This is a genomic window from Microbacterium meiriae (genome assembly GCF_040702565.1).
GTDB classification, from domain to species: Bacteria; Actinomycetota; Actinomycetes; order Actinomycetales; family Microbacteriaceae; genus Microbacterium; species Microbacterium meiriae.
This window is the reverse complement of record NZ_JBFBLJ010000001.1, coordinates 967,076-986,922: the sequence shown is the minus strand read 5'-3', so window position 1 is coordinate 986,922 and position 19,847 is coordinate 967,076. Positions and strand designations below refer to the sequence as shown.

Sequence of the window (19,847 nt, the reverse complement as noted above, 5' to 3'; positions counted from 1 at the left end):
AGCACCACGCCGGTCCCTGAGCTCGTCGAAGGGTCGCGCGCCCGCAGCATCGTCTTCGCGGCGAATCCCGTCGCCTGATCAGGAGGTCCACCCATGGCCGGACGCAACAACGGCATCATCGATCCCCCCATCGACAACCTGCTGGAGCGCGTCGACTCCAAGTACGAGCTCGTCATCTACGCCGCCAAGCGCGCCCGTCAGATCAACGACTACTACTCCGACCTGCACGAGGGCAACCTCTTCGACAACGTGGGCCCGCTCGTCGACTCCTCGGTCGAGGACAAGCCGCTCACCATCGCCCTGCACGAGATCAACGAGGACAAGCTCCGCCTGCGTCACGCGGAGTGACTCGACGACCGCGCCGCCGCGACGTCGGTGGCGCGGTCCAGAATGGGTGCCACACCCTCCCACCGTCCGTCCCCGTTCTGGAGCATCGATGAGCGCGCTGCGTCTGTTCACGTCCGAGTCCGTCACCGAAGGGCATCCGGACAAGATCTGCGACCAGATCTCGGACAGCATCCTCGATGGACTGCTCGCGAAGGACCCGGGCTCCCGGGTCGCGGTCGAGACGCTCGTCACGACCGGGCTCGTGCACGTCGCCGGGGAGATCCGCACGGACGCCTACGTCGACATCCCGACGATCGTCCGGCAGGTCGTGAACGGCATCGGCTACACGTCCTCCGACACCGGCTTCGACGGCGACTCGTGCGGCGTCAGCGTCTCGGTGGGGGAGCAGTCCACCGACATCGCCCACGGTGTCGACAACGCGCAGGAGCACCGCGACGGCTCGTCCGTGGATCCGCTCGACGGTCTCGGCGCCGGAGACCAGGGCATCATGTTCGGGTTCGCCACCAACGAGACCCCGCAGCTCATGCCGATGGCCGCATGGACCGCGCACCGCATCGCCGAACGGCTGACGGAGGTGCGCCGCAGCGGGCTGCTGCCCTTCCTGCGCCCCGACGGCAAGACGCAGGTCACCCTCGGCTATGACGGCTTCACCCCGAAGACCGTCGACGCCGTCGTGCTGTCCACGCAGCACAACCCGGACATCGCCCAGGACGACCTGAAGGCGCAGATCCGCGAGCACGTCATCGATCCGGTCCTCGCCACGACCGGCCTCGACCTCGACGACGTCACCTACTACATCAACCCCGCGGGGCCCTTCGTCACGGGCGGCCCGAAGGGGGATGCCGGGCTCACCGGACGCAAGATCATCATCGACACCTACGGGGGAGCCGCACGGCACGGCGGCGGCGCCTTCAGCGGCAAGGACCCGTCGAAGGTCGACCGGTCGGGCGCGTACGCGACCCGCTGGGTCGCCAAGAACGCGGTCGCCGCTGGTCTGGCCGACCGCCTCGAGGTGCAGGTCGCCTACGCGATCGGTGTCGCGCGCCCCGTCGGTCTGTACGTGGAGACCTTCGGCACGGGGCGCGTGTCCGACGAGGTCATCACGCGGGCCATCGACGAGGTGTTCGATCTGCGGCCGCAGGCCATCATCGAGCAGCTCGACCTGCTGCGGCCGATCTACGCCCAGACGGCGGCCTACGGGCACTTCGGTCGGGAGCTGCCGGACTTCACCTGGGAGCGGACGGACCGGGCCGAGGAGCTGCGGCGCGCTGCCGGGCTCTGACGAGGCCGCGGTGCTGATCTCTCCGGAGAGCCGGCGCATCGCCCGGGTGCTCCTGGAATCCCCGCTGCCGCAGCTCGACCGCCTGTTCGACTACGCCCTTCCTCCCGAGCTCGGTGACGTCGAGCCCGGGGTCCGGGTGCGTGTCCCCCTGCGGACCGCCGGCCGCGTGGTCGACGGGTTCGTGGTGGAACTGGACGTGGAGGGCGACGCCGATCGGCCGCTCTCCGAGGTCGAGAGCATCGTGTCGAGCGTCCCCGTGCTGCCGGATCGTCTGTACCGACTGGCTCGGCGGGTCGCCGATCGCGCGGCGGGGTCGGCGTCCGACGTGCTGCGGCTGGTCATCCCGAAGCGGCAGGTGCGCGTCGAGAAGGCCTGGACCGCCGATTCTCCGACGCCGCTCCTCGGACCCGAGGCGCGCGACGCGGCCGCGTCCGTGGTCGGACTGTACGACGGATTGCAGGCGGTGCTCGACGAGAGCGGTCGTGCGGCGGTCGAGGCCATCCCGCAGCTCACCGATGACGCACCGGGCTGGGCACGGATGCTCGCCGCCGCCGCTGCGACGACGCTCGCGGCCGGGAAGTCGAGCATCCTCGTCGTCCCGGACCACCGCGACCTCGATCGGCTCCTGGCGGCCCTCGACGGGTTCGTCCCCCCGGAGGCGATCGCGCGGCACGACTCCCGACAGACCAACCCGGACCGCTACCGCTCCTTCCTCCGCACGCTCGAGGACGCGCCCTGCATCGTCGTCGGGAACAGGTCCGCGGTGTACGCCCCCGTCGTCGCCGGTCTCGTGGCGGTGTGGGACGACGGCGACAGCCTGCTGGGCGAGCCGCTCGCTCCCTACGTCCACGCCCGGGATGCGGCGCTGCTGCGGCAGGAGGCGGAGGGATCGGCTCTGCTCTTCGCCGGTCATACGCGGACGACCGAGGTGGAGCGGCTCGTGGCGCGCGGCTGGCTGCAGGACATACGCGCCGCCCGGCGCGTGCTGCCGCGTGTGGTGCTCAGCACACCCCAGGAGATGGAGCAGCCGACGCCGCAGCGCATGCCGTCGTCGGCCTTCCTCGCCGCCCGGAACGCGGCCGCGGAGGGACCCGTGCTCATCCAGGTCTCGCGCCCCGGCTTCGCCCCGTCCCTCGTCTGCGCTGACTGCCGGGCCCCCGCCCGATGCCCCCACTGCGGCGGTCCGCTCGGCGCCCGCCATCGCGGCGCGGTCCCCGTGTGCGGGTGGTGCGGACGCGGTGCCAGGGCGTGGACCTGCCCGGTGTGCTCCTCGACCCGTCTCCGACTCGCCTCGTCCGGCAGCGAACGGACCGCCGATGAGCTGGGCCGCGCGTTCCCCGGCGTCCGCGTCATCGTCGCGGACGGCAGCCACCCCGTCGAGCGCGTCGACGCGCGTCCGGCGCTGGTGGTGGCCACCCGCGGCGCCGAGCCGCTCGCGGAGGGCGGCTACCGTGCCGTCGTCCTGCTCGACGGGCCGCGCATGCTGCAGGCGCCGGATCTGCGCATCGGCGAAGCCTGCCTGCGGTGGTGGTCGAACGCGGCCGCTCTGGCCGCTCCCGGCGCTCCCGTCCACCTCGTCGGTGTGGACGGCGCCGTCGCCAGGGCCCTGGCGACCTGGAACCACGCCGCCTACGCGCGCACCGAGCTGGAGCAGCGAGCGCCGCTGCACATGCCGCCGACCGCCCGCGTCGCGCTCGTGGAGGGATCCGCCGCCGCGGTCGCCCGTGCTCTGGAGGCGCTCTCCGAGCTCTCGCTGCCCGGGGACGCGGTACTCGGTCCCGTCCCCGTCGAATCGGACGACGTCCCCCCGCGGGTCCGGGCTCTCGTACGCTTCGGCTACGGCGCGGGAAGCCGCGTCGCGACCACCCTCCGGGCGGCCGTCGTGGCGGAGGCCGTGAGCGGTCGCCGCGGTCGGACCAAGGCCGCCCGCAGCACGCTCTCGGTCCGCCTCGATATCCTCGATCCAGAACTCTGACCCTTCCGGAGAACCTTCATGCGCCTCGTCTTCGCCGGCACTCCCGCCGCCGCGGTCCCCACTCTGCGTCGCCTCGCCGCCGAGCACGACATCGCCGCCGTCGTGACGCGCCCCGACGCTCCCCTCGGGCGCAAGCGTGTGCTCACTCCCTCGCCCGTCGCCCAGGCCGCGGCCGAACTCGGCCTTCCCGTCATCCACGCCGCGCGCCTCGACGAGGCGGTGACGGAGGAGATCGCTGCCCTGTGCCCCGAGCTCGGCGTGATCGTCGCGTACGGCGGGCTCGTCCGCGAGCCTCTGCTGTCCACGCCGGAGGCCGGGTGGATCAACCTGCACTTCTCGCTCCTGCCGGCCTGGCGCGGCGCCGCGCCGGTGCAGCGCGCCCTGATCGCCGGAGATCCGGTCCTCGGCGCGAGCGTCTTCCAGCTCGTCCCGGAGCTCGATGCCGGCGACGTGTTCGCGACGCGCGCCGTCGAACTGCCGGGCACATCGACGGCGGGGGAGGCACTGGAGGCCCTGGCCCTCGACGGCGCGGCTCTCACCGCGGACGTGGTCGCGGCGATCGCGGACGGGACTGCCCACGCGGTGCCGCAGAAGGGCGAGCCGACGTTCGCCGCCAAGCTGACGCTCGAGGACGGTCTCCTCGACTTCCGCGAGCCGTTCGACGTCGTGTACGCCCGGTTCCGCGGGGTCACTCCGGAGCCGGGGGCGCACACGACGATCGACGGCCAGCGGCTCAAGATCCTCGAGGCACGACCCGCGGGTGCCGAGGGGGAGGATCTGCCACCGGGTGCCGTGGCGGGCACGCGAGCGGAGGTCCTGATCGGGACGGCCACCTCACCGCTCGCCGTCACCCGGCTGCAACCCGCGGGTAAGGGACCCATGAACGCCGCCGACTGGTGGCGGGGCCTGCAGGGCGCGACCCCGGTGGCCGGCTCGTGAACGACCGGCGACGCCCCGGCAGCGGCCCGCAGCGCGAGGACCGGACGCGGAACGGCCGCGGCCCCGACCGGACGGTCCAGCCGGCACGCCGCGTGGCGTACGACGTGATCAGGGCGGTGTCGGACTCCGACGCCTACGCGAACCTGCTGCTGCCGACCGCGATCGCCGAGGCCGGGCTGAGCCCGCAGGACGCGGCGCTGGCGACGGAACTGACCTACGGCACACTCCGTCGCCGCGGCACGTACGACGCGATCATCGCCGCGGCCGCGGATCGCCCGGCCGACGCGATCGACCCCGCGGTGCTCGACGCGCTCCGGCTCGCCGTGCACCAGCTCCTCGCGACGCGGGTGGCCCCGCACGCGGCCGTGAACGAGTCGGTGAACCTCGTCGCGCTCGACGCCGGTCGCGGGGCGTCCAGCTTCGCGAACGCGGTGCTCCGGCGGATCGCCCGGGAGTCGCCCCAGGAGTGGCTCGCGCGCATCGAGGCGGCGGCACGGTCGGACGACGAACGGCTGGCGCTCCGTGCTGCGCACCCGGTGTGGATCATCCGGGCGCTGCGTCGCGCCCTCGCCGCCGAGGGGCGTGTCGAGGAACTGGACGCCCTGCTGGAGGCCGACAACGTCTCGCCCGAGGTCACGCTCGTCGCCCTCCCCGGGCTCGCGGAGCCGCAGGAGCCTCGTCGGCCCTACGCCGCCACGGCATTCGCGTCTCCGGGGGGCGATCCGCGTCTCGCGCTGACCGCCTCCGAGGGCGCGGTCCGCGTGCAGGACGAAGGGTCGCAGCTCGTCGCGCTCGCGCTGACCGCGGCGACCCCGGTCCGCCAGGGGGAGCGGTGGCTCGACCTGTGCGCGGGCCCTGGCGGGAAGACCGCTCTGCTCGCGGCCGTCGCCCGGGAGAACGACGCGGTGCTGGAGGCCAACGAGGTCGTGCCCACCAGGGCCCGACTCGTGCGCAACGCCCTGCGAGCCGTCCCGGGCGACGTCACCGTCCACGAGCGCGACGGCCGGGAGCTGGCCGCCGAGCGGCCCGGCGCGTTCGACCGGATCCTGGTCGACGCCCCCTGCACCGGCCTCGGCGCCCTCCGTCGGCGCCCGGAGGCCCGGTGGCGCAAGTCCCCGGCGGACGTCGCCGAGCTCGTGCCGCTGCAGGTCGGTCTGCTGACGGCGGCCGTGGAGGCTCTGGCTCCCGGAGGCATCGTCGCGTACGTCACCTGCTCGCCCCACCTCGCGGAGACGACGGCGGTGGTCGAGGAGGTGCGGCGCCTGCGTCCTGAGCTCGTCGAACTCGACGCCCGCGCCGTGCTGCGCGGCGTGGCCCAGTCGCCGATCGACCTCGCCGACGACGGCCGCTCGCAGACCGGCAGCGCACAGCTCTGGCCGCATCGCCACGGCACCGACGCGATGTTCCTCGCACTCCTGCAGCGCCCCGGCGATGCGACAGAAGCCCCGAAGGAAGGTTGAGACCATGGATCTGCCCCGCGCCCCGCGCATCAACCCCAGCATCCTCGCCGCGGACTTCGTCAACATGCAGGCGGAACTCGCGCGCATCGCGACGGCCGACTTCGCGCACGTCGATGTCATGGACAACCACTTCGTCCCGAACCTCACGTTCGGTCCGCAGATGGTCCAGCGCATCCAGGAGACCAGCCCGGTCCCGCTGGACGTGCATCTCATGATCACGGATCCGGATCGCTGGGCCCCCGGCTACGCCGAACTCGGTGCCGCGAGCGTGACCTTCCACCTGGAGGCGGCGGGGGAGCCGGTGGCGCTCGCGCGTCGACTGCGCGACATCGGCGCCCGTGCGGGGGTGGCGGTCAAGCCCGCGACGCCCGTCGAGGGACTCTTCGAGCTGCTGGACGAGTTCGACCAGATCCTCGTGATGACCGTGGAGCCCGGCTTCGGAGGCCAGGGATTCATGCCGGAGACCATGCCGAAGCTGCAGGCGCTGTCCGCGGAGGCCCGGCGGCGCGGTTCGTCCGTCTGGCTCCAGGTCGACGGCGGGATCTCCGACGCGACGATCGCCCAGGCTGCCGAAGCGGGGGCGGACACCTTCGTCGCGGGCTCCGCGGTCTACGGTGCGGACGACGTGGAGGCGGCTGTCACCCGGCTCAGGGACCTCGCGCGAGCCGGTAGCCTGGAGGGGTGAAGACTTTCGACGAGCTGTTCGCCGAGCTCAGCGTCAAGGCCGAGACCCGCCCCGAGGGATCGGGCACCGTCGCGGAGCTCGACGGCGGCGTGCATGCGATCGGCAAGAAGATCGTCGAAGAGGCCGCCGAGGTCTGGATGGCGGCGGAGTACGAGTCGGACGCCGCCGCAGCCGAGGAGATCTCGCAGCTCCTCTACCACCTGCAGGTGATGATGCTCGCGAAGGGCCTCACGCTGCTGGACGTCTATCGACATCTGTGATGCGCTCCGGTCCCACTCCTTCGAACTGAAAGCCGTTCATGCTGCGCATCGCCGTTCCCAACAAGGGCTCGCTCTCCGAGACCGCCGCCGAGATGCTCGCGGAGGCGGGCTACGCCGGCCGCCGCGACCCCAAGACCCTGCATGTCATCGACGCCGAGAACGACGTCGAGTTCTTCTTCCTCCGCCCCCGTGACATCGCCACGTACGTGGCCTCCGGTGCCCTCGATGTCGGCATCACCGGTCGCGACCTCCTCCTGGATGTGCAGCAGCCGGCGCGCGAGATCGAGCAGCTCGGATTCGGGGCGTCCACGTTCCGCTTCGCCGGTCCTCCCGGACGCTTCACCTCGGTCCACGACCTCGACGGCGTCCGCGTCGCCTCCGCCTACCCGGGTCTGGTGGGCTCCTTCCTCCGCGACCAGGGTGTGAACGCCGAGCTCGTGCAGCTCGACGGCGCGGTCGAGTCCGCGGTGCGCCTCGGCGTCGCCGATGCGGTCGCCGACGTCGTGTCCACCGGCACCACCCTGCGGCAGGCGGGGCTGGAGATCTTCGGCCCCGTGATCCTGGAGTCCGAGGCCGTGCTCATCAGCCGTCCCGGTGAGGCCGACGGGGTGGACACGCTGCTGCGCCGGCTCCGCGGCGTTATGGTCGCGCGCCGTTACGTGCTCCTCGACTACGACCTCCCCACCGAGCTGGTCGATCAGGCCGTGGCCATCGCACCCGGTCGGGAGTCCGCGACCATCTCGCCGCTCCGCGACCCGTCCTGGGTGGCCGTCCGCGTGATGATCCCGCGGCGCCGCGTCAATCAGGTGATGGACGATCTCTACGCCCTCGGTGCCCGGGCCATCCTCGTCACGGCGATCCACGCGGCGAGGCTCTGATGACCCTCGCGAGTCGCGTCATCCCGTGCCTGGACGTCGCCGACGGCCGCGTCGTCAAGGGCGTCAACTTCGAGAACCTCCGCGACATGGGTGATCCGGTGGAGCTCGCCCGTCACTACGCGGCCCAGGGCGCCGACGAGATCACGTTCCTCGACGTCACCGCGACGGTGGATGCGCGGGCGACGACCTACGACGTCGTGCAGCGCACCGCAGAGCAGGTCTTCGTTCCGCTGACGGTGGGCGGCGGCGTGCGCAGCGTCGACGACGTCGCGCGGCTCCTCTCGGTCGGTGCGGACAAGGTCGGCGTGAACTCCGCGGCGATCGCCCGTCCCGAGCTCATCGGCGAGATCGCGGATCGCTTCGGCGCCCAGGTGCTCGTGCTCTCGCTCGACGTCAAGCGCGCCGACACGACGCGATCCGGCTTCGTCGTCACCACGCACGGCGGCCGTACGCAGACCACGCTGGATGCGCTCGACTGGGCGCGCGAGGCGTCCGAGCGCGGCGCGGGGGAGCTGCTCGTGAACTCGATCGACGCCGACGGGACCCGCGACGGCTTCGATCTCGAGCTCGTCCGCCTCATGCGCGAGGTGGCGCCGATCCCGGTGATCGCCTCCGGCGGTGCGGGGCGGGCGACCGACTTCGCGCCGGCCATCAAGGCGGGGGCGGACGCGGTGCTCGCGGCCAGCGTGTTCCACACCGGAGCCCTGACCGTCGGTGACGTGAAGGATGCGCTGCGCGCGGAAGGAGTGCTCGTCCGATGACCGACACGCCGAAGCAGGACGAGGTCTCCATCGACGACCGCATCGCCCAGGTCGCGTTCAACGCGGACGGGCTCGCCCCGATCATCGTGCAGCAGTGGGATTCGCTCGAGGTGCTCATGCTCGCCTGGGTGGACGCCGAGGCCCTGCGCCGCACGCTCACCTCGGGCCGCGCGACCTACTGGTCCCGCTCCCGCCAGGAGTACTGGCGCAAGGGTGACACCTCCGGGCATATCCAGGTCGTGCGGGAGGCCCGCCTCGACTGCGACGGTGACGCGCTCCTGCTCCTCGTCGACCAGACCGGCCCCGCGTGCCACACCGGAACGCGGACGTGCTTCGACACCACCGACCTGGACGCCGTCGACGGGGCGGCGGCCTCGTGAGCATCGCGCAGCGCGGCCGCTCCCTCTCCGTGACGGGCTTCCTGCTGGCCGGCGCCATCGGGATCATCTCCTCCACGCAGACCTGGTTCACCGTGCAGCGGGCGGACGCGGGGGAGGACATCCTCGTCCCCGGCGCCTCCGCTCTCGTGCTGCTCGCGCCGCTGAGCCTCGCCGTGCTCGCGCTGGGTGCGGCTCTCGCGATCGCCGGCCGGGCCGTGCGTCTCGTCTTCGGGGTGCTGGCCGCCGCGGCCGCCGTGTTCCTGGGCTGGTCCACGCTGCAGGTCCTCCTCGGCGACGCGTACGGCGCGGTGGCCGCGACCGTCACCGAGACGACGGGACTCGCCGGAAGCGGAGCGGTCCACGAGGTCGCGGCGAGCATCATCCCGTCCGTCTGGCCGTACCTCGCCCTCGGCGGCTGGGTGATCCTGCTCGCCGCCGCCGTCCTCGTGCTGACCACCTGGCGGCGCTGGAAGGTCGGCGGCCGTCGCTACCGCACCGACGCGCCGACCGATGCGCCGCACGACGGCCCCGTCGACGCGGTCGATTCCTGGGACGAGCTGTCCCGGGGGTCCGACCCGACGCGCTGACCCCGATAGACTGAACCCAGATCCCCACGTCGTCCCCGGAGGAGAACATGACCAACCCGATCGCTGACCCCGGCCACGGACACTCGCCTGCGGCCTGGACCGCCGTCGTGATCATGCTCGTCGGCTTCGCCGCCGCGACCGTCGCGTTCTGCTTCGAGCAGCCGACCCTGGTGTGGATCTCCGCCGCGCTGATCCCGATCGGGGCGATCGTCGGCTGGGTGCTCGCGAAGGCGGGCTACGGCGTGAAGGGTCCCAAGTACGCTCCGAAGGCGCACTAGTGGTCCTCGCCGACCTGACGGCCGGCGCTGTCGCAGACGCCGAGCGTCGTTCTGAGTCCCGCCCGCTCGCGGTCGTCGAGCGTGACGCTCTTTCGCGCCCCGCGGCGAAGGACGCACTGTCGTTCCTCGCTCCCGCCGATCGGGTGAAGATCATCGCCGAGGTGAAGCGGGCGAGCCCGTCCCGCGGCCCCCTCGCCGAGATCCCGGATCCCGCGCACCAGGCCGCGCTCTACGAGACCGGCGGCGCCTCCGCGATCAGCGTCCTCACCGAGGGACGTCGTTTCGGAGGCAGCCTCGCCGATCTGGAGGCGGTCACCGCCCGGGTCTCGCTCCCCGTGCTGCGCAAGGACTTCATCGCCACCCGTTACCAGGTGCTGGAGGCCCGCGCCGCCGGCGCCGACCTCGTCCTGCTCATCGTCGCCGGCCTGGAGCCGGACATCCTGCGCGACCTGTACGGGTTCATCCTCGAGCTCGGCATGACTCCGCTCGTCGAGACCCACTCGGCGGAGGAGCTGGAGGCCGCGATCGACCTCGGCGCCGATCTGATCGGCGTGAACGCCCGCAACCTCAAGACCCTCGAACTCGACCGCGATCTGTTCGGTCGGCTCGTGGACCGCATCCCGGATTCGGCGATCAAGATCGCGGAGTCCGCGGTGCTCACGCCCGCCGACGTCGCGCACTACCGTTCGGCCGGCGCCGACGTCGTGCTGATCGGCGAGGCCCTGGTGACCGGAGACCCGGTGGCCACTCTCGAGAGCTTCCTGGAGGCGAAGTGAGTCTGCGCGACCAGCACGGTCCGTTCTTCGGCGATTTCGGCGGGCGGTACATGCCGGAATCCCTGGTCGCCGCGATCGACGAGCTGACGGTCGCCTACGAGGAGGCCATCGCCGACCCGGAGTTCCGAGCCGAGCTGGCCCATCTGCTGTCCTCCTACGCCGGGCGCCCCTCCGCGCTCACCGAGGTGCCGCGGTTCGCCGAGCACGCGGGCGGCGCGCGGGTCTTCCTCAAGCGCGAGGACCTCAACCACACGGGTTCGCACAAGATCAACAACGTGTTGGGCCAGGCCCTGCTCACCAAGCGCCTCGGCAAGACACGGGTCATCGCCGAGACCGGGGCCGGGCAGCACGGCGTCGCGACGGCGACGGCCGCCGCCCTGTTCGGGCTCGACTGCACCATCTACATGGGCGAGGTCGACACCGAGCGTCAGGCGCTCAACGTCGCCCGGATGCGCCTGCTGGGCGCCGAGGTCGTCGCGGTGACCTCGGGGTCGCGCACGTTGAAGGATGCGATCAACGACGCCTACCGCGACTGGGTCGCCTCGGTCGAGACGACCAACTACATCTTCGGGACGGCCGCGGGACCGCACCCGTTCCCCGCGATGGTGCGCGACTTCCAGAAGATCATCGGCGAAGAGGCCCGTGCCCAGATCCTCGACGAGGTCGGCCGGCTCCCTGATGCCGTCGTCGCCTGCGTCGGCGGCGGGTCCAACGCGATCGGCATGTTCGACGCGTTCCTGGACGACGAGGGCGTGCGGCTGTACGGCGTGGAGGCTGCCGGCGACGGTGTCGACACCGACAAGCACGCGGCGTCGATCGAGCGCGGCCGCCCCGGCGTGCTGCACGGCGCGAAGACGTACGTGCTGCAGGACGAGGACGGCCAGACCGTCGAATCGCACTCCATCTCCGCCGGTCTCGACTACCCGGGCGTGGGTCCAGAGCACTCCTGGCTGGCCGACATCGGTCGGGCCGAGTACATCCCGGCGACGGACGACGAGGCGATGCAGGCTCTGCGGCTGCTGAGCCGGACCGAGGGGATCATCCCCGCGATCGAGTCGGCTCATGCCCTCGCCGGTGCGCTGCGGATCGGCCGCGAGCTCGGCCCCGACGGCCTGATCGCGATCTGCCTCTCGGGCCGTGGCGACAAGGACATGGACACCGCCGCCCGGTACTTCGAGCTCTACGACGAGGAAGCCCTCGCGCACGACGTGTCCGAGGAGAGCGCCGCCGAGGACGCGGCCTCGAAGGGAGAGCCGCAGCTGTGAGCCGCGTCGAACAGGCCATCCAGCGCGCGCACGACGCCGGCCGCAGCGCCTTCGTCGGCTACCTGCCCGTCGGTTTTCCCGACCTGGAGACGAGCATCCAGGCGGCGATCGCCCTCGCCGAGAACGGCGTGGACATCATCGAGCTCGGGCCTCCCTACAGCGATCCCGTCATGGACGGCGCGATCATCCAGGAGGCGACGACCAAGGCCCTCGCCGCGGGCTTCCGGATGAAGGACCTCTTCACCGCCATCCGCGCGATCACCGCCGCGACCGACGTCCCGGTCCTCGTGATGACCTACTGGAACCCGGTGCTGCAGTACGGGGTGGACCGCTATGCCGAGGACCTGCTCGCCGCGGGCGGCGCCGGCCTCATCACTCCGGACATCACCCCGGAAGCGGCCGGCGAGTGGATCGCGGCCAGCGAGCGCCTCGGTCTCGACCGGGTCTTCCTCGCGGCTCCGACCTCGTCGGACGAGCGGCTCGATCTCGTCGTGCGGTCCTCGACGGGCTTCGTCTACACCGTCTCCACCATGGGCATCACGGGGGAGCGGGCCGAGCTCGACCGCGCAGCCCGTACCCTCGTGTCGCGACTGCGCGACCACGGCGCCCGCCGCGCCTGCGTGGGCATCGGCATCTCGACCCCGGAGCAGATCGCCGGCGTCTCCGAGTACGCCGACGGCGCCATCGTCGGCACCGCCCTTGTCCGCGCCCTCCGCGACGGCGGCGTCCCCGCCCTCGCCGAAGTCACCCGAACCCTGGCCGCCGGCACCGCGTCGGCGCGCTTCGTCTCAGAGAAGTAGGATCGCACTCATGTCCTCCGCGCTCCACAGCACCGCCGCCGGCGTGCTCGCCAGCATCCCGAGCCCGCCCGTGTCGTACTTCGATCTCGGCCCGCTCCGGATCCACTTCTACGCGCTCTGCATCATCGCCGGCATCATCGTTGCCGTGCTGATGACGAACCACCGCCTCACCAAGCGCGGGGCGGAGCCGTGGGTGGTCATCGACATCGCGATCCTGGCGGTGCCGCTCGCGATCATCGGCGCGCGCATCTTCCACGTGCTCACCCACCCGAATTTCTACTTCGGCGAAGGCAAGAACACCTGGAACCCCTTCGAGCCCGGTTCCGTCTGGGCGATCTGGGAGGGCGGCATCGCCATCTTCGGTGCGCTCATCGGCGGCGCCGTCGGGGCGTACCTCGGCTGCCGGTGGACCGGCATCCGCTTCTGGACGTTCGCGGACGCGCTGGCTCCCGGCCTGCTGCTCGCCCAGGCGATGGGCCGGTTCGGCAACTGGTTCAACCACGAGCTCTTCGGCCTGCCCACCTCGCTGCCGTGGGGCCTGGAGATCGAGTCGACGAACTCGGCCTTCCCTCCCGGGCTTCCCGAGGGCACCCTGTTCCACCCGACGTTCCTCTACGAGGTCATCTGGAACGGGCTCGGCGTCCTCGTGCTCCTGTGGCTCGGTCGCAAGCTGTTCTTCCAGTGGGGTCGCCTCTTCGCGATCTACCTGATCTGGTACAGCGCCGGACGCATCCTGTGGGAGTCGATCCGGATCGACCCGAGCGAGATCATCCTCGGCCTGCGCAGCAACGTCTGGGCCGCCATCATCGGCGTCGTCGTCGGACTCGTCATCCTGGTCGTGCAGACCCGCCGTCACCCCGGTCTCGAGCCCTCGCCGTACCAGCCGGGCCGCGGACGGAAGGACGTGGACGCTGATGTACAATCGCAGGACAATCCCTCTGATTTCGTGGACGTGAGCGAGCCTCCGGCCGAAGAAGTCGCCGCCGGAGCCACTGCCACAAGCGCTGCTCCCTCGAGCGGGGACGGCTCCCGATAACGCCGACTCGCGGCGGGAGAACCATTGCACTGAACGAGCGGGCCGACGACGTCCCCGGGTTTCACTGAAGATCTGAGGACGGTAACTGGTGTACTTCCAGCCCCCTTACGGCGCCTCCGGCGCATACCCCCCGAAGCAGGGCATGTACAACCCGGCGTTCGAGAAGGACGCCTGCGGCCTGGCCATGGTCGCAACGCTGCGCGGCGAAGCCGGGCACGACATCATCGCGCTGGCCCTCGAGGCCCTGCGCAACCTGGAGCACCGCGGGGCCATCGGGTCCGACGCGGGCACCGGGGACGGAGCCGGCATCCTCACCCAGATGCCGGACGACTTCCTCCGCGCGGTCACCGGCTTCGAACTGCCGCCCGTGGGGGAGTACGCGGCCGGGCTGGCCTTCCTGCCTCGCGATTCGAGCGAGCGCCGCCAGCAGAAGGCCGGGATCGAGAAGATCGCCCGCGCGGAGGGCCTCCGCGTCCTCGGCTGGCGCGAGGTCCCCACGGCCAACGAGAACCTCGGCAAGCTCGCCGACGAGGCCCGCCCCGCCTTCGAGCAGCTCTTCGTGAGCGCCGGCGGCGCCACCCTGGCCGATGCGCCGCTGACCGGCATCGCGCTCGACCGCGTCGCCTATCGCCTGCGCAAGCGCGCGGGCCACGAGCTCGGCGCCTACTTCGTCTCCCTGTCCAGCCGCACGCTCGGCTACAAGGGCATGGTCACCACGCTGCAGCTCGAGCCGTTCTACCCGGATCTGCAGGACGAGCGCTTCGCCTCCGAGCTCGCCGTCGTGCACTCACGGTATTCCACCAACACCTTCCCGTCCTGGCCGCTCGCGCAGCCGCTGCGGATGCTCGCCCACAACGGCGAGATCAACACGGTCGGCGGCAACCGCAACTGGATGCGCGCCCGCCAGTCGCAGCTCGAGTCCGAGCTTCTCGGCGACATCTCGCCCCTGCTGCCCATCTGCACCGACGGCGCCAGCGACTCGGCGTCGTTCGACGAGGTGCTGGAGCTGCTGACCCTCACCGGCCGCAGCCTTCCGCACGCGATCATGATGATGGTGCCGGAGGCCTACGAGAAGCAGGCCGACATCTCGCCGGAGCTGCGCGCGTTCTACGAGTACCACTCCAACCAGATGGAGCCGTGGGACGGCCCGGCCGCCCTCATCTTCACCGACGGCACCCTGGTCGGCGCGACGCTGGACCGCAACGGCCTGCGCCCCGGCCGCTGGACGGAGACCACCGACGGCCTCGTGGTCATCGGCTCCGAGACCGGCGTCCTGCACTTCGAGCCGGAGCGCATCAAGCGCCGCGGCCGGCTCCAGCCCGGCAAGATGTTCCTCGTCGACACCGCCCAGCGTCGGATCGTCGAAGACGAGGAGATCAAGCACGACCTCGCGACGATGCACCCCTGGCAGGAGTGGCTCGACGCGGGTTCCGTCCGTCTGGCCGACCTTCCGGAACGCGAGCACATCGTGCACCCGCCGGCATCCATCACGCGCCGGCAGCGCACCTTCGGGTACACGGAGGAGGAGGTCCGCATCCTCCTCACCCCGATGGGCCAGACGGGGGTCGAGCCGCTGGGTGCCATGGGGTCGGACACGCCGATCGCCGTCCTCAGCAAGCGCCCGCGCTTGCTCTTCGACTACTTCACGCAGCAGTTCGCGCAGGTGACCAACCCGCCGCTGGACTCGATCCGCGAAGAGGTCGTCACGAGCCTCAAGCTCGGCCTCGGTCCCGAGGTCAACCTCCTGACCTGGGGGCCCGAGCACACCCGCACGGTGTCGCTCGACTTCCCGGTCATCGACAACGACGAGCTCGCGAAGATCCGTCACATCGACAAGGCCCTGCCCGGGCGCTCGAGTGCCACCATCCGCGGCCTCTACCACTTCGACGCCGGACCCCACACCCTCGCGGAGCGTCTCACCGAGATGTGCGCCGAGGTGGATCAGGCCATCGAGGACGGCGCGGAGTTCATCATCCTGTCCGACCGAGACTCGAACAAGGACCTCGTCCCGATCCCCTCGCTGCTCATGGTGTCGGCGATCCATCACCACCTCATCCGGCGCGAGAACCGGATGAAGGTCGGTCTGATCGTCGAGGCCGGCGATGTGCGCGAGGTGCACCACGTCGCGACCCTCATCGGCTACGGTGCCTCCGCGATCAACCCGTACCTCGCCATGGAGACGGTCGAGCACCTCGTGCGCACCGGCTACATCACGGGCATCTCCCCGGAGAAGGCGGTCAAGAACCTCATCTACGCGCTCGGCAAGGGCGTGCTGAAGATCATGTCGAAGATGGGCATCTCCACTGTGTCGTCCTACGCGGGCGCGCAGGTGTTCGAGGCCGTGGGCCTCAGCCCGGAGTTCATCGACGCCTACTTCACGCGCACCGAGTCGAAGCTGGGCGGTATCGGGATCGAGGAGATCTTCGCCGAGAACCAGGCCCGCCACGACTACGCCTACCCGGAGGACGCCGCGGCCCGCGCCCACGAGCGACTGTGGACCGGCGGCGAGTACCAGTGGCGTCGCGACGGCTCTCCGCACCTCTTCAACCCGGAGACGGTGTTCAAGCTGCAGCACTCCACGCGGACCCGCCGTTACGACATCTTCCGCGAGTACACGAAGCTCGTCGACGACCAGGCGGCGGAGCTGAAGACGCTGCGCGGCCTGTTCTCGCTGCGGACCGGCACGCGCAAGCCCGTGCCGCTGGACGAGGTGGAGCCCGTCTCGGCGATCGTCAAGCGCTTCTCCACGGGGGCGATGAGCTACGGCTCCATCTCCAAGGAGGCGCACGAGACGCTCGCGATCGCGATGAACCGGATCGGCGGCAAGTCGAACACGGGGGAGGGCGGGGAAGACCCCGACCGTCTCGTCGACCCCGAGCGGCGCAGCGCGATCAAGCAGGTGGCCTCCGGTCGATTCGGCGTCACGAGCCTCTACCTCACCGAGGCCGACGACATCCAGATCAAGCTCGCCCAGGGCGCCAAGCCCGGTGAGGGCGGTCAGCTCCCGCCGACCAAGGTGTACCCGTGGGTCGCGCGCACCCGACACGCCACGGCGGGCGTCGGGCTCATCTCGCCGCCTCCGCATCACGACATCTACTCGATCGAAGACCTCAAGCAGCTCATCTTCGACCTGAAGCGGGCGAACCCCGAGGCGCGCATCCACACGAAGCTCGTCAGCCAGTCCGGCATCGGCGCGGTCTCGGCCGGTGTCGCCAAGGCGCTCAGCGACGTCATCCTCGTGTCCGGTCACGACGGCGGCACGGGCGCGAGCCCGCTGAACTCGCTGAAGCACGCCGGAACACCGTGGGAGCTCGGCCTCGCCGAGACGCAGCAGACGCTCATGCTCAACGGCATGCGCGACCGCGTGGTCGTGCAGGTCGACGGTCAGCTCAAGACCGGTCGAGATGTCATCATCGGCGCCCTGCTCGGTGCCGAGGAGTTCGGCTTCGCCACCGCGCCCCTCGTCGTCAGCGGCTGCATCATGATGCGCGTCTGCCACCTCGACACCTGCCCGGTGGGCGTCGCGACGCAGAACCCCGTCCTGCGCGACCGCTTCACTGGCAAGCCCGAGTTCGTCGTCAACTTCATGGAGTTCATCGCGGAGGAGGTGCGCGAGCTGCTCGCGGAGCTCGGCTACCGCTCGATCGACGAGATCGTGGGCCGCACCGAGCTGCTGGAGACCAACGCGGCGATCGCGCACTGGAAGGCCGAAGGGCTCGACCTCAGCCCCGTGCTGGAGGGCCCGGCGTTCCCGGCCGGCGAACCGCGTCGCAGCGGGCGCGCCCAGGACCACGAGCTCGACAAGCACTTCGACGTGCAGCTCATCGACATCGCGAAGGCGGCGCTGCTGAACGGCGACCCCGTCGTGGTGGAGCTCCCGATCGCCAACACGGAGCGCGCGGTCGGGACGATGCTCGGGCATCAGGTGACCTCGCGTCACGGCGCCACCGGCCTGCCGAAGGAGACGATCGACGTCACCCTCACCGGCACCGCGGGGCAGTCGCTCGGCGCGTTCCTGCCGCCGGGGATCATCCTCCGGCTGGAGGGCGACGCCAACGATTACGTGGGCAAGGGCCTCTCCGGTGGGGACATCACGATCCGGCCGCCGCGCGGCTCCGCGATCGCCCCGCACGAGAACGTCATCGCGGGCAACGTGATCGGCTACGGCGCCACATCGGGGACCATGTTCATCTCGGGCGTGGTGGGCGAGCGCTTCCTCGTCCGCAACTCCGGCGCGACCGCTGTGGTCGAGGGCGTCGGCGACCACGCTCTCGAGTACATGACCGGTGGCCTCGCGGTCATCCTCGGGTCGACCGGCCGGAACTTCGGCGCCGGGATGTCCGGGGGAGTGGCCTACGTGCACGCCCTGGACACCGGCAAGGTCAACGCGCAGTCGCTCGGCAGCGGCGAACTCCGGCTCGAGCCGCTGGACCGCGCCGACCTCGAAGTGCTCCGCGGCCTGCTCGTGGAACACGTGGAGCGCACGGCGTCTCCGCGCGCCGCCGCTCTGCTGGAGGATTTCGACGCGAGCGCGGCGGAGTTCGTGAAGGTGCTCCCGCGGGACTACGCCGCCGTGCGCAGCATGCGCGAGGAGGCACTGGCCGAGGGAATCGACCCCGACGGCGACATCGTCTGGAACCGCATCCTGGAGGTGACCGGTGGCTGACCCCAAAGGCTTTCTGAAGGTGACCGAGCGGGAACTTCCCGCTCGCCGTCCGGTGCCCGTGCGCATCATGGACTGGAAAGAGGTGTACGAGCCCGGCGACAAAGCCGTGCTCCGTCGCCAGGCCGGCCGGTGCATGGACTGCGGCGTGCCGTTCTGCCACTCCGGCTGCCCGCTGGGCAACCTCATCCCGGAATGGAACGACCTCACCTGGCGCGGGGAGGGGCGTGCGGCGATCGAGCGTCTGCACGCGACGAACAACTTCCCGGAGTTCACCGGACGCCTGTGCCCGGCCCCGTGCGAGAGCTCGTGCGTCCTCGGCATCAACCAGCCGGCCGTGACGATCAAGCAGATCGAGGTCTCCATCATCGACGAGGCCTTCGCCAAGGGCTGGGTCGAGCCGGAGCCGCCGGAGCGCCTGACGGGCAAGACCGTGGCCGTCGTGGGCTCCGGCCCCGCCGGTCTCGCGGCCGCCCAGCAGCTCACGCGCGCGGGGCACACCGTCGCCGTCTTCGAGCGCGACGACCGCATCGGCGGCCTGCTCCGCTACGGCATCCCGGACTTCAAGATGGAGAAGAGCCAGCTCGAGGCCCGCCTCCGCCAGATGCAGGAGGAGGGCACGCGCTTCCGCGCCGGCGTCGAGATCGGCAAGGACATCTCGTGGGCCGACCTGCGCGCCCGGTACGACGCGGTCGTGATCGCCACCGGCGCCACCGTCCCGCGCGACCTGCCGATCCCCGGTCGCGACCTCGACGGTGTGCACTTCGCGATGGAGTACCTCGTCGAGTCGAACCACGCGGTGGCCGGCGACTCCGTCCCCGGCCAGATCACCGCCGAGGGCAAGCACGTCATCGTCATCGGCGGCGGCGACACCGGGGCCGACTGCATCGGCACCGCGCACCGCCAGGGCGCCCTGAGCGTGACCAACCTCGCCATCGGCAAGCAGCCGAGCGAGACGCGGCCGGATCACCAGCCCTGGCCGATGATGCCGACGATCTTCGAGGTGGCCTCGGCTCACGAGGAGGGTGGGGAGCGGATGTTCCTCGCGTCGACCGTGGAGTTCCTGTCGAACGACGTCGGCGAGGTCCGCGCGCTGCGCGTGGCCGAGACCGAGTACATCGACGGCCGCCGCGTGCCCAAGAGCGGCACGGAGCGCGAGATCCCCGCGGACCTGGTGCTCATCGCGATGGGCTTCACCGGGCCGGAGCAGGACGGCTACACCGAGGACACCCGGCCGGAGGTCACCGAGCGCGGCGCCTTCCGTCGTGCCGCGAGCTACGAGTCGTCGATCCCCGGTGTGTTCGTGGCGGGTGACGCGGGTCGCGGTCAGTCGCTCATCGTCTGGGCGATCGCGGAGGGCCGAGCGGCGGCGGCGAACGTCGACCGCTTCCTCATGGGCACCACCGTGCTGCCGGAGCCGGTGCGCCCCAGCGATGTCGCGATCGGCCTCCAGCCCGCGTAGGCTGAGGCCGGC

At 71.2% G+C, this 19,847-nt stretch carries 18 protein-coding genes; all 18 read left to right on the top strand.

The features are described 5' to 3' along the window. Nucleotides 1-93 precede the first annotated feature (93 nt). The 18 genes from rpoZ (at nt 94) to AB0310_RS04700 (ending at nt 19,835) form a co-directional block, all read left to right on the top strand. On the top strand, nt 94-348 hold the full coding sequence (rpoZ, locus tag AB0310_RS04785; protein ID WP_025103490.1) for a DNA-directed RNA polymerase subunit omega: 255 nt from the start codon (nt 94-96) through the stop codon (nt 346-348). Nucleotides 349-436: 88 nt separating this feature from the next. Next, a complete protein-coding gene (metK, locus tag AB0310_RS04780) occupies nt 437-1,630 on the top strand; it encodes a methionine adenosyltransferase (protein WP_071328627.1) in 1,194 nt (397 codons plus the stop codon). A 16-nt stretch (nt 1,631-1,646) separates the two neighbouring features. Beyond that, entirely contained in the window at nt 1,647-3,605 is a 1,959-nt protein-coding gene (locus tag AB0310_RS04775) for a primosomal protein N' family DNA-binding protein (protein ID WP_366236922.1), read from the top strand. A gap of 18 nt (nt 3,606-3,623) precedes the next feature. Further along, entirely contained in the window at nt 3,624-4,544 is a 921-nt protein-coding gene (locus AB0310_RS04770) for a methionyl-tRNA formyltransferase (protein WP_366236679.1), read from the top strand. A gap of 92 nt (nt 4,545-4,636) precedes the next feature. Continuing rightward, a complete protein-coding gene (locus AB0310_RS04765; protein WP_280571662.1) occupies nt 4,637-6,004 on the top strand; it encodes an RsmB/NOP family class I SAM-dependent RNA methyltransferase in 1,368 nt (455 codons plus the stop codon). Nucleotides 6,005-6,008: 4 nt separating this feature from the next. Further along, nucleotides 6,009-6,689: a ribulose-phosphate 3-epimerase gene (gene rpe / locus AB0310_RS04760; protein WP_187661495.1), complete on the top strand. Its 681-nt coding sequence runs from the start codon at nt 6,009-6,011 to the stop codon at nt 6,687-6,689. Further along, nucleotides 6,686-6,949 carry a phosphoribosyl-ATP diphosphatase gene (locus AB0310_RS04755; RefSeq protein ID WP_366236677.1) on the top strand — a complete coding sequence of 88 codons (264 nt, stop codon included), beginning with the start codon at nt 6,686-6,688 and terminating at the stop codon, nt 6,947-6,949. The genes rpe and AB0310_RS04755 overlap by 4 nt, the downstream gene beginning before the upstream one ends. Before the next feature lie 38 nt (nt 6,950-6,987). After that, on the top strand, nt 6,988-7,827 hold the full coding sequence (gene hisG, locus AB0310_RS04750) for an ATP phosphoribosyltransferase (protein WP_366236676.1): 840 nt from the start codon (nt 6,988-6,990) through the stop codon (nt 7,825-7,827). Then, nucleotides 7,827-8,588 carry an imidazole glycerol phosphate synthase subunit HisF gene (gene hisF / locus AB0310_RS04745; RefSeq protein WP_259954835.1) on the top strand — a complete coding sequence of 254 codons (762 nt, stop codon included), beginning with the start codon at nt 7,827-7,829 and terminating at the stop codon, nt 8,586-8,588. Before hisG ends, hisF begins: the two co-directional genes overlap by 1 nt. Beyond that, on the top strand, nt 8,585-8,968 hold the full coding sequence (gene hisI, locus AB0310_RS04740) for a phosphoribosyl-AMP cyclohydrolase (RefSeq protein WP_187661492.1): 384 nt from the start codon (nt 8,585-8,587) through the stop codon (nt 8,966-8,968). The genes hisF and hisI overlap by 4 nt, the downstream gene beginning before the upstream one ends. Next, nucleotides 8,965-9,555, top strand: coding sequence for a Trp biosynthesis-associated membrane protein (locus AB0310_RS04735; protein ID WP_187661491.1), 591 nt, complete (start codon nt 8,965-8,967; stop codon nt 9,553-9,555). The genes hisI and AB0310_RS04735 overlap by 4 nt, the downstream gene beginning before the upstream one ends. A 47-nt stretch (nt 9,556-9,602) precedes the next feature. Next, complete coding sequence (locus AB0310_RS04730; RefSeq protein ID WP_071328620.1) at nt 9,603-9,833, top strand: HGxxPAAW family protein; 231 nt, start codon at nt 9,603-9,605, stop codon at nt 9,831-9,833. Further along, a complete protein-coding gene (gene trpC, locus AB0310_RS04725; protein WP_268776306.1) occupies nt 9,833-10,609 on the top strand; it encodes an indole-3-glycerol phosphate synthase TrpC in 777 nt (258 codons plus the stop codon). The genes AB0310_RS04730 and trpC overlap by 1 nt, the downstream gene beginning before the upstream one ends. Continuing rightward, entirely contained in the window at nt 10,606-11,874 is a 1,269-nt protein-coding gene (gene trpB, locus AB0310_RS04720; protein ID WP_259954843.1) for a tryptophan synthase subunit beta, read from the top strand. The genes trpC and trpB overlap by 4 nt, the downstream gene beginning before the upstream one ends. Then, nucleotides 11,871-12,674, top strand: a complete 804-nt coding sequence (gene trpA, locus AB0310_RS04715; protein ID WP_083370860.1) for a tryptophan synthase subunit alpha — start codon at nt 11,871-11,873, stop codon at nt 12,672-12,674. Before trpB ends, trpA begins: the two co-directional genes overlap by 4 nt. A gap of 10 nt (nt 12,675-12,684) precedes the next feature. After that, entirely contained in the window at nt 12,685-13,710 is a 1,026-nt protein-coding gene (lgt, locus tag AB0310_RS04710) for a prolipoprotein diacylglyceryl transferase (protein ID WP_259954846.1), read from the top strand. Between the two features lie 142 nt (nt 13,711-13,852). After that, complete coding sequence (gltB, locus tag AB0310_RS04705; RefSeq protein ID WP_366236921.1) at nt 13,853-18,376, top strand: glutamate synthase large subunit; 4,524 nt, start codon at nt 13,853-13,855, stop codon at nt 18,374-18,376. Further along, nucleotides 18,369-19,835, top strand: a complete 1,467-nt coding sequence (locus AB0310_RS04700; RefSeq protein WP_259954848.1) for a glutamate synthase subunit beta — start codon at nt 18,369-18,371, stop codon at nt 19,833-19,835. Before gltB ends, AB0310_RS04700 begins: the two co-directional genes overlap by 8 nt. Nucleotides 19,836-19,847 lie beyond the last annotated feature (12 nt).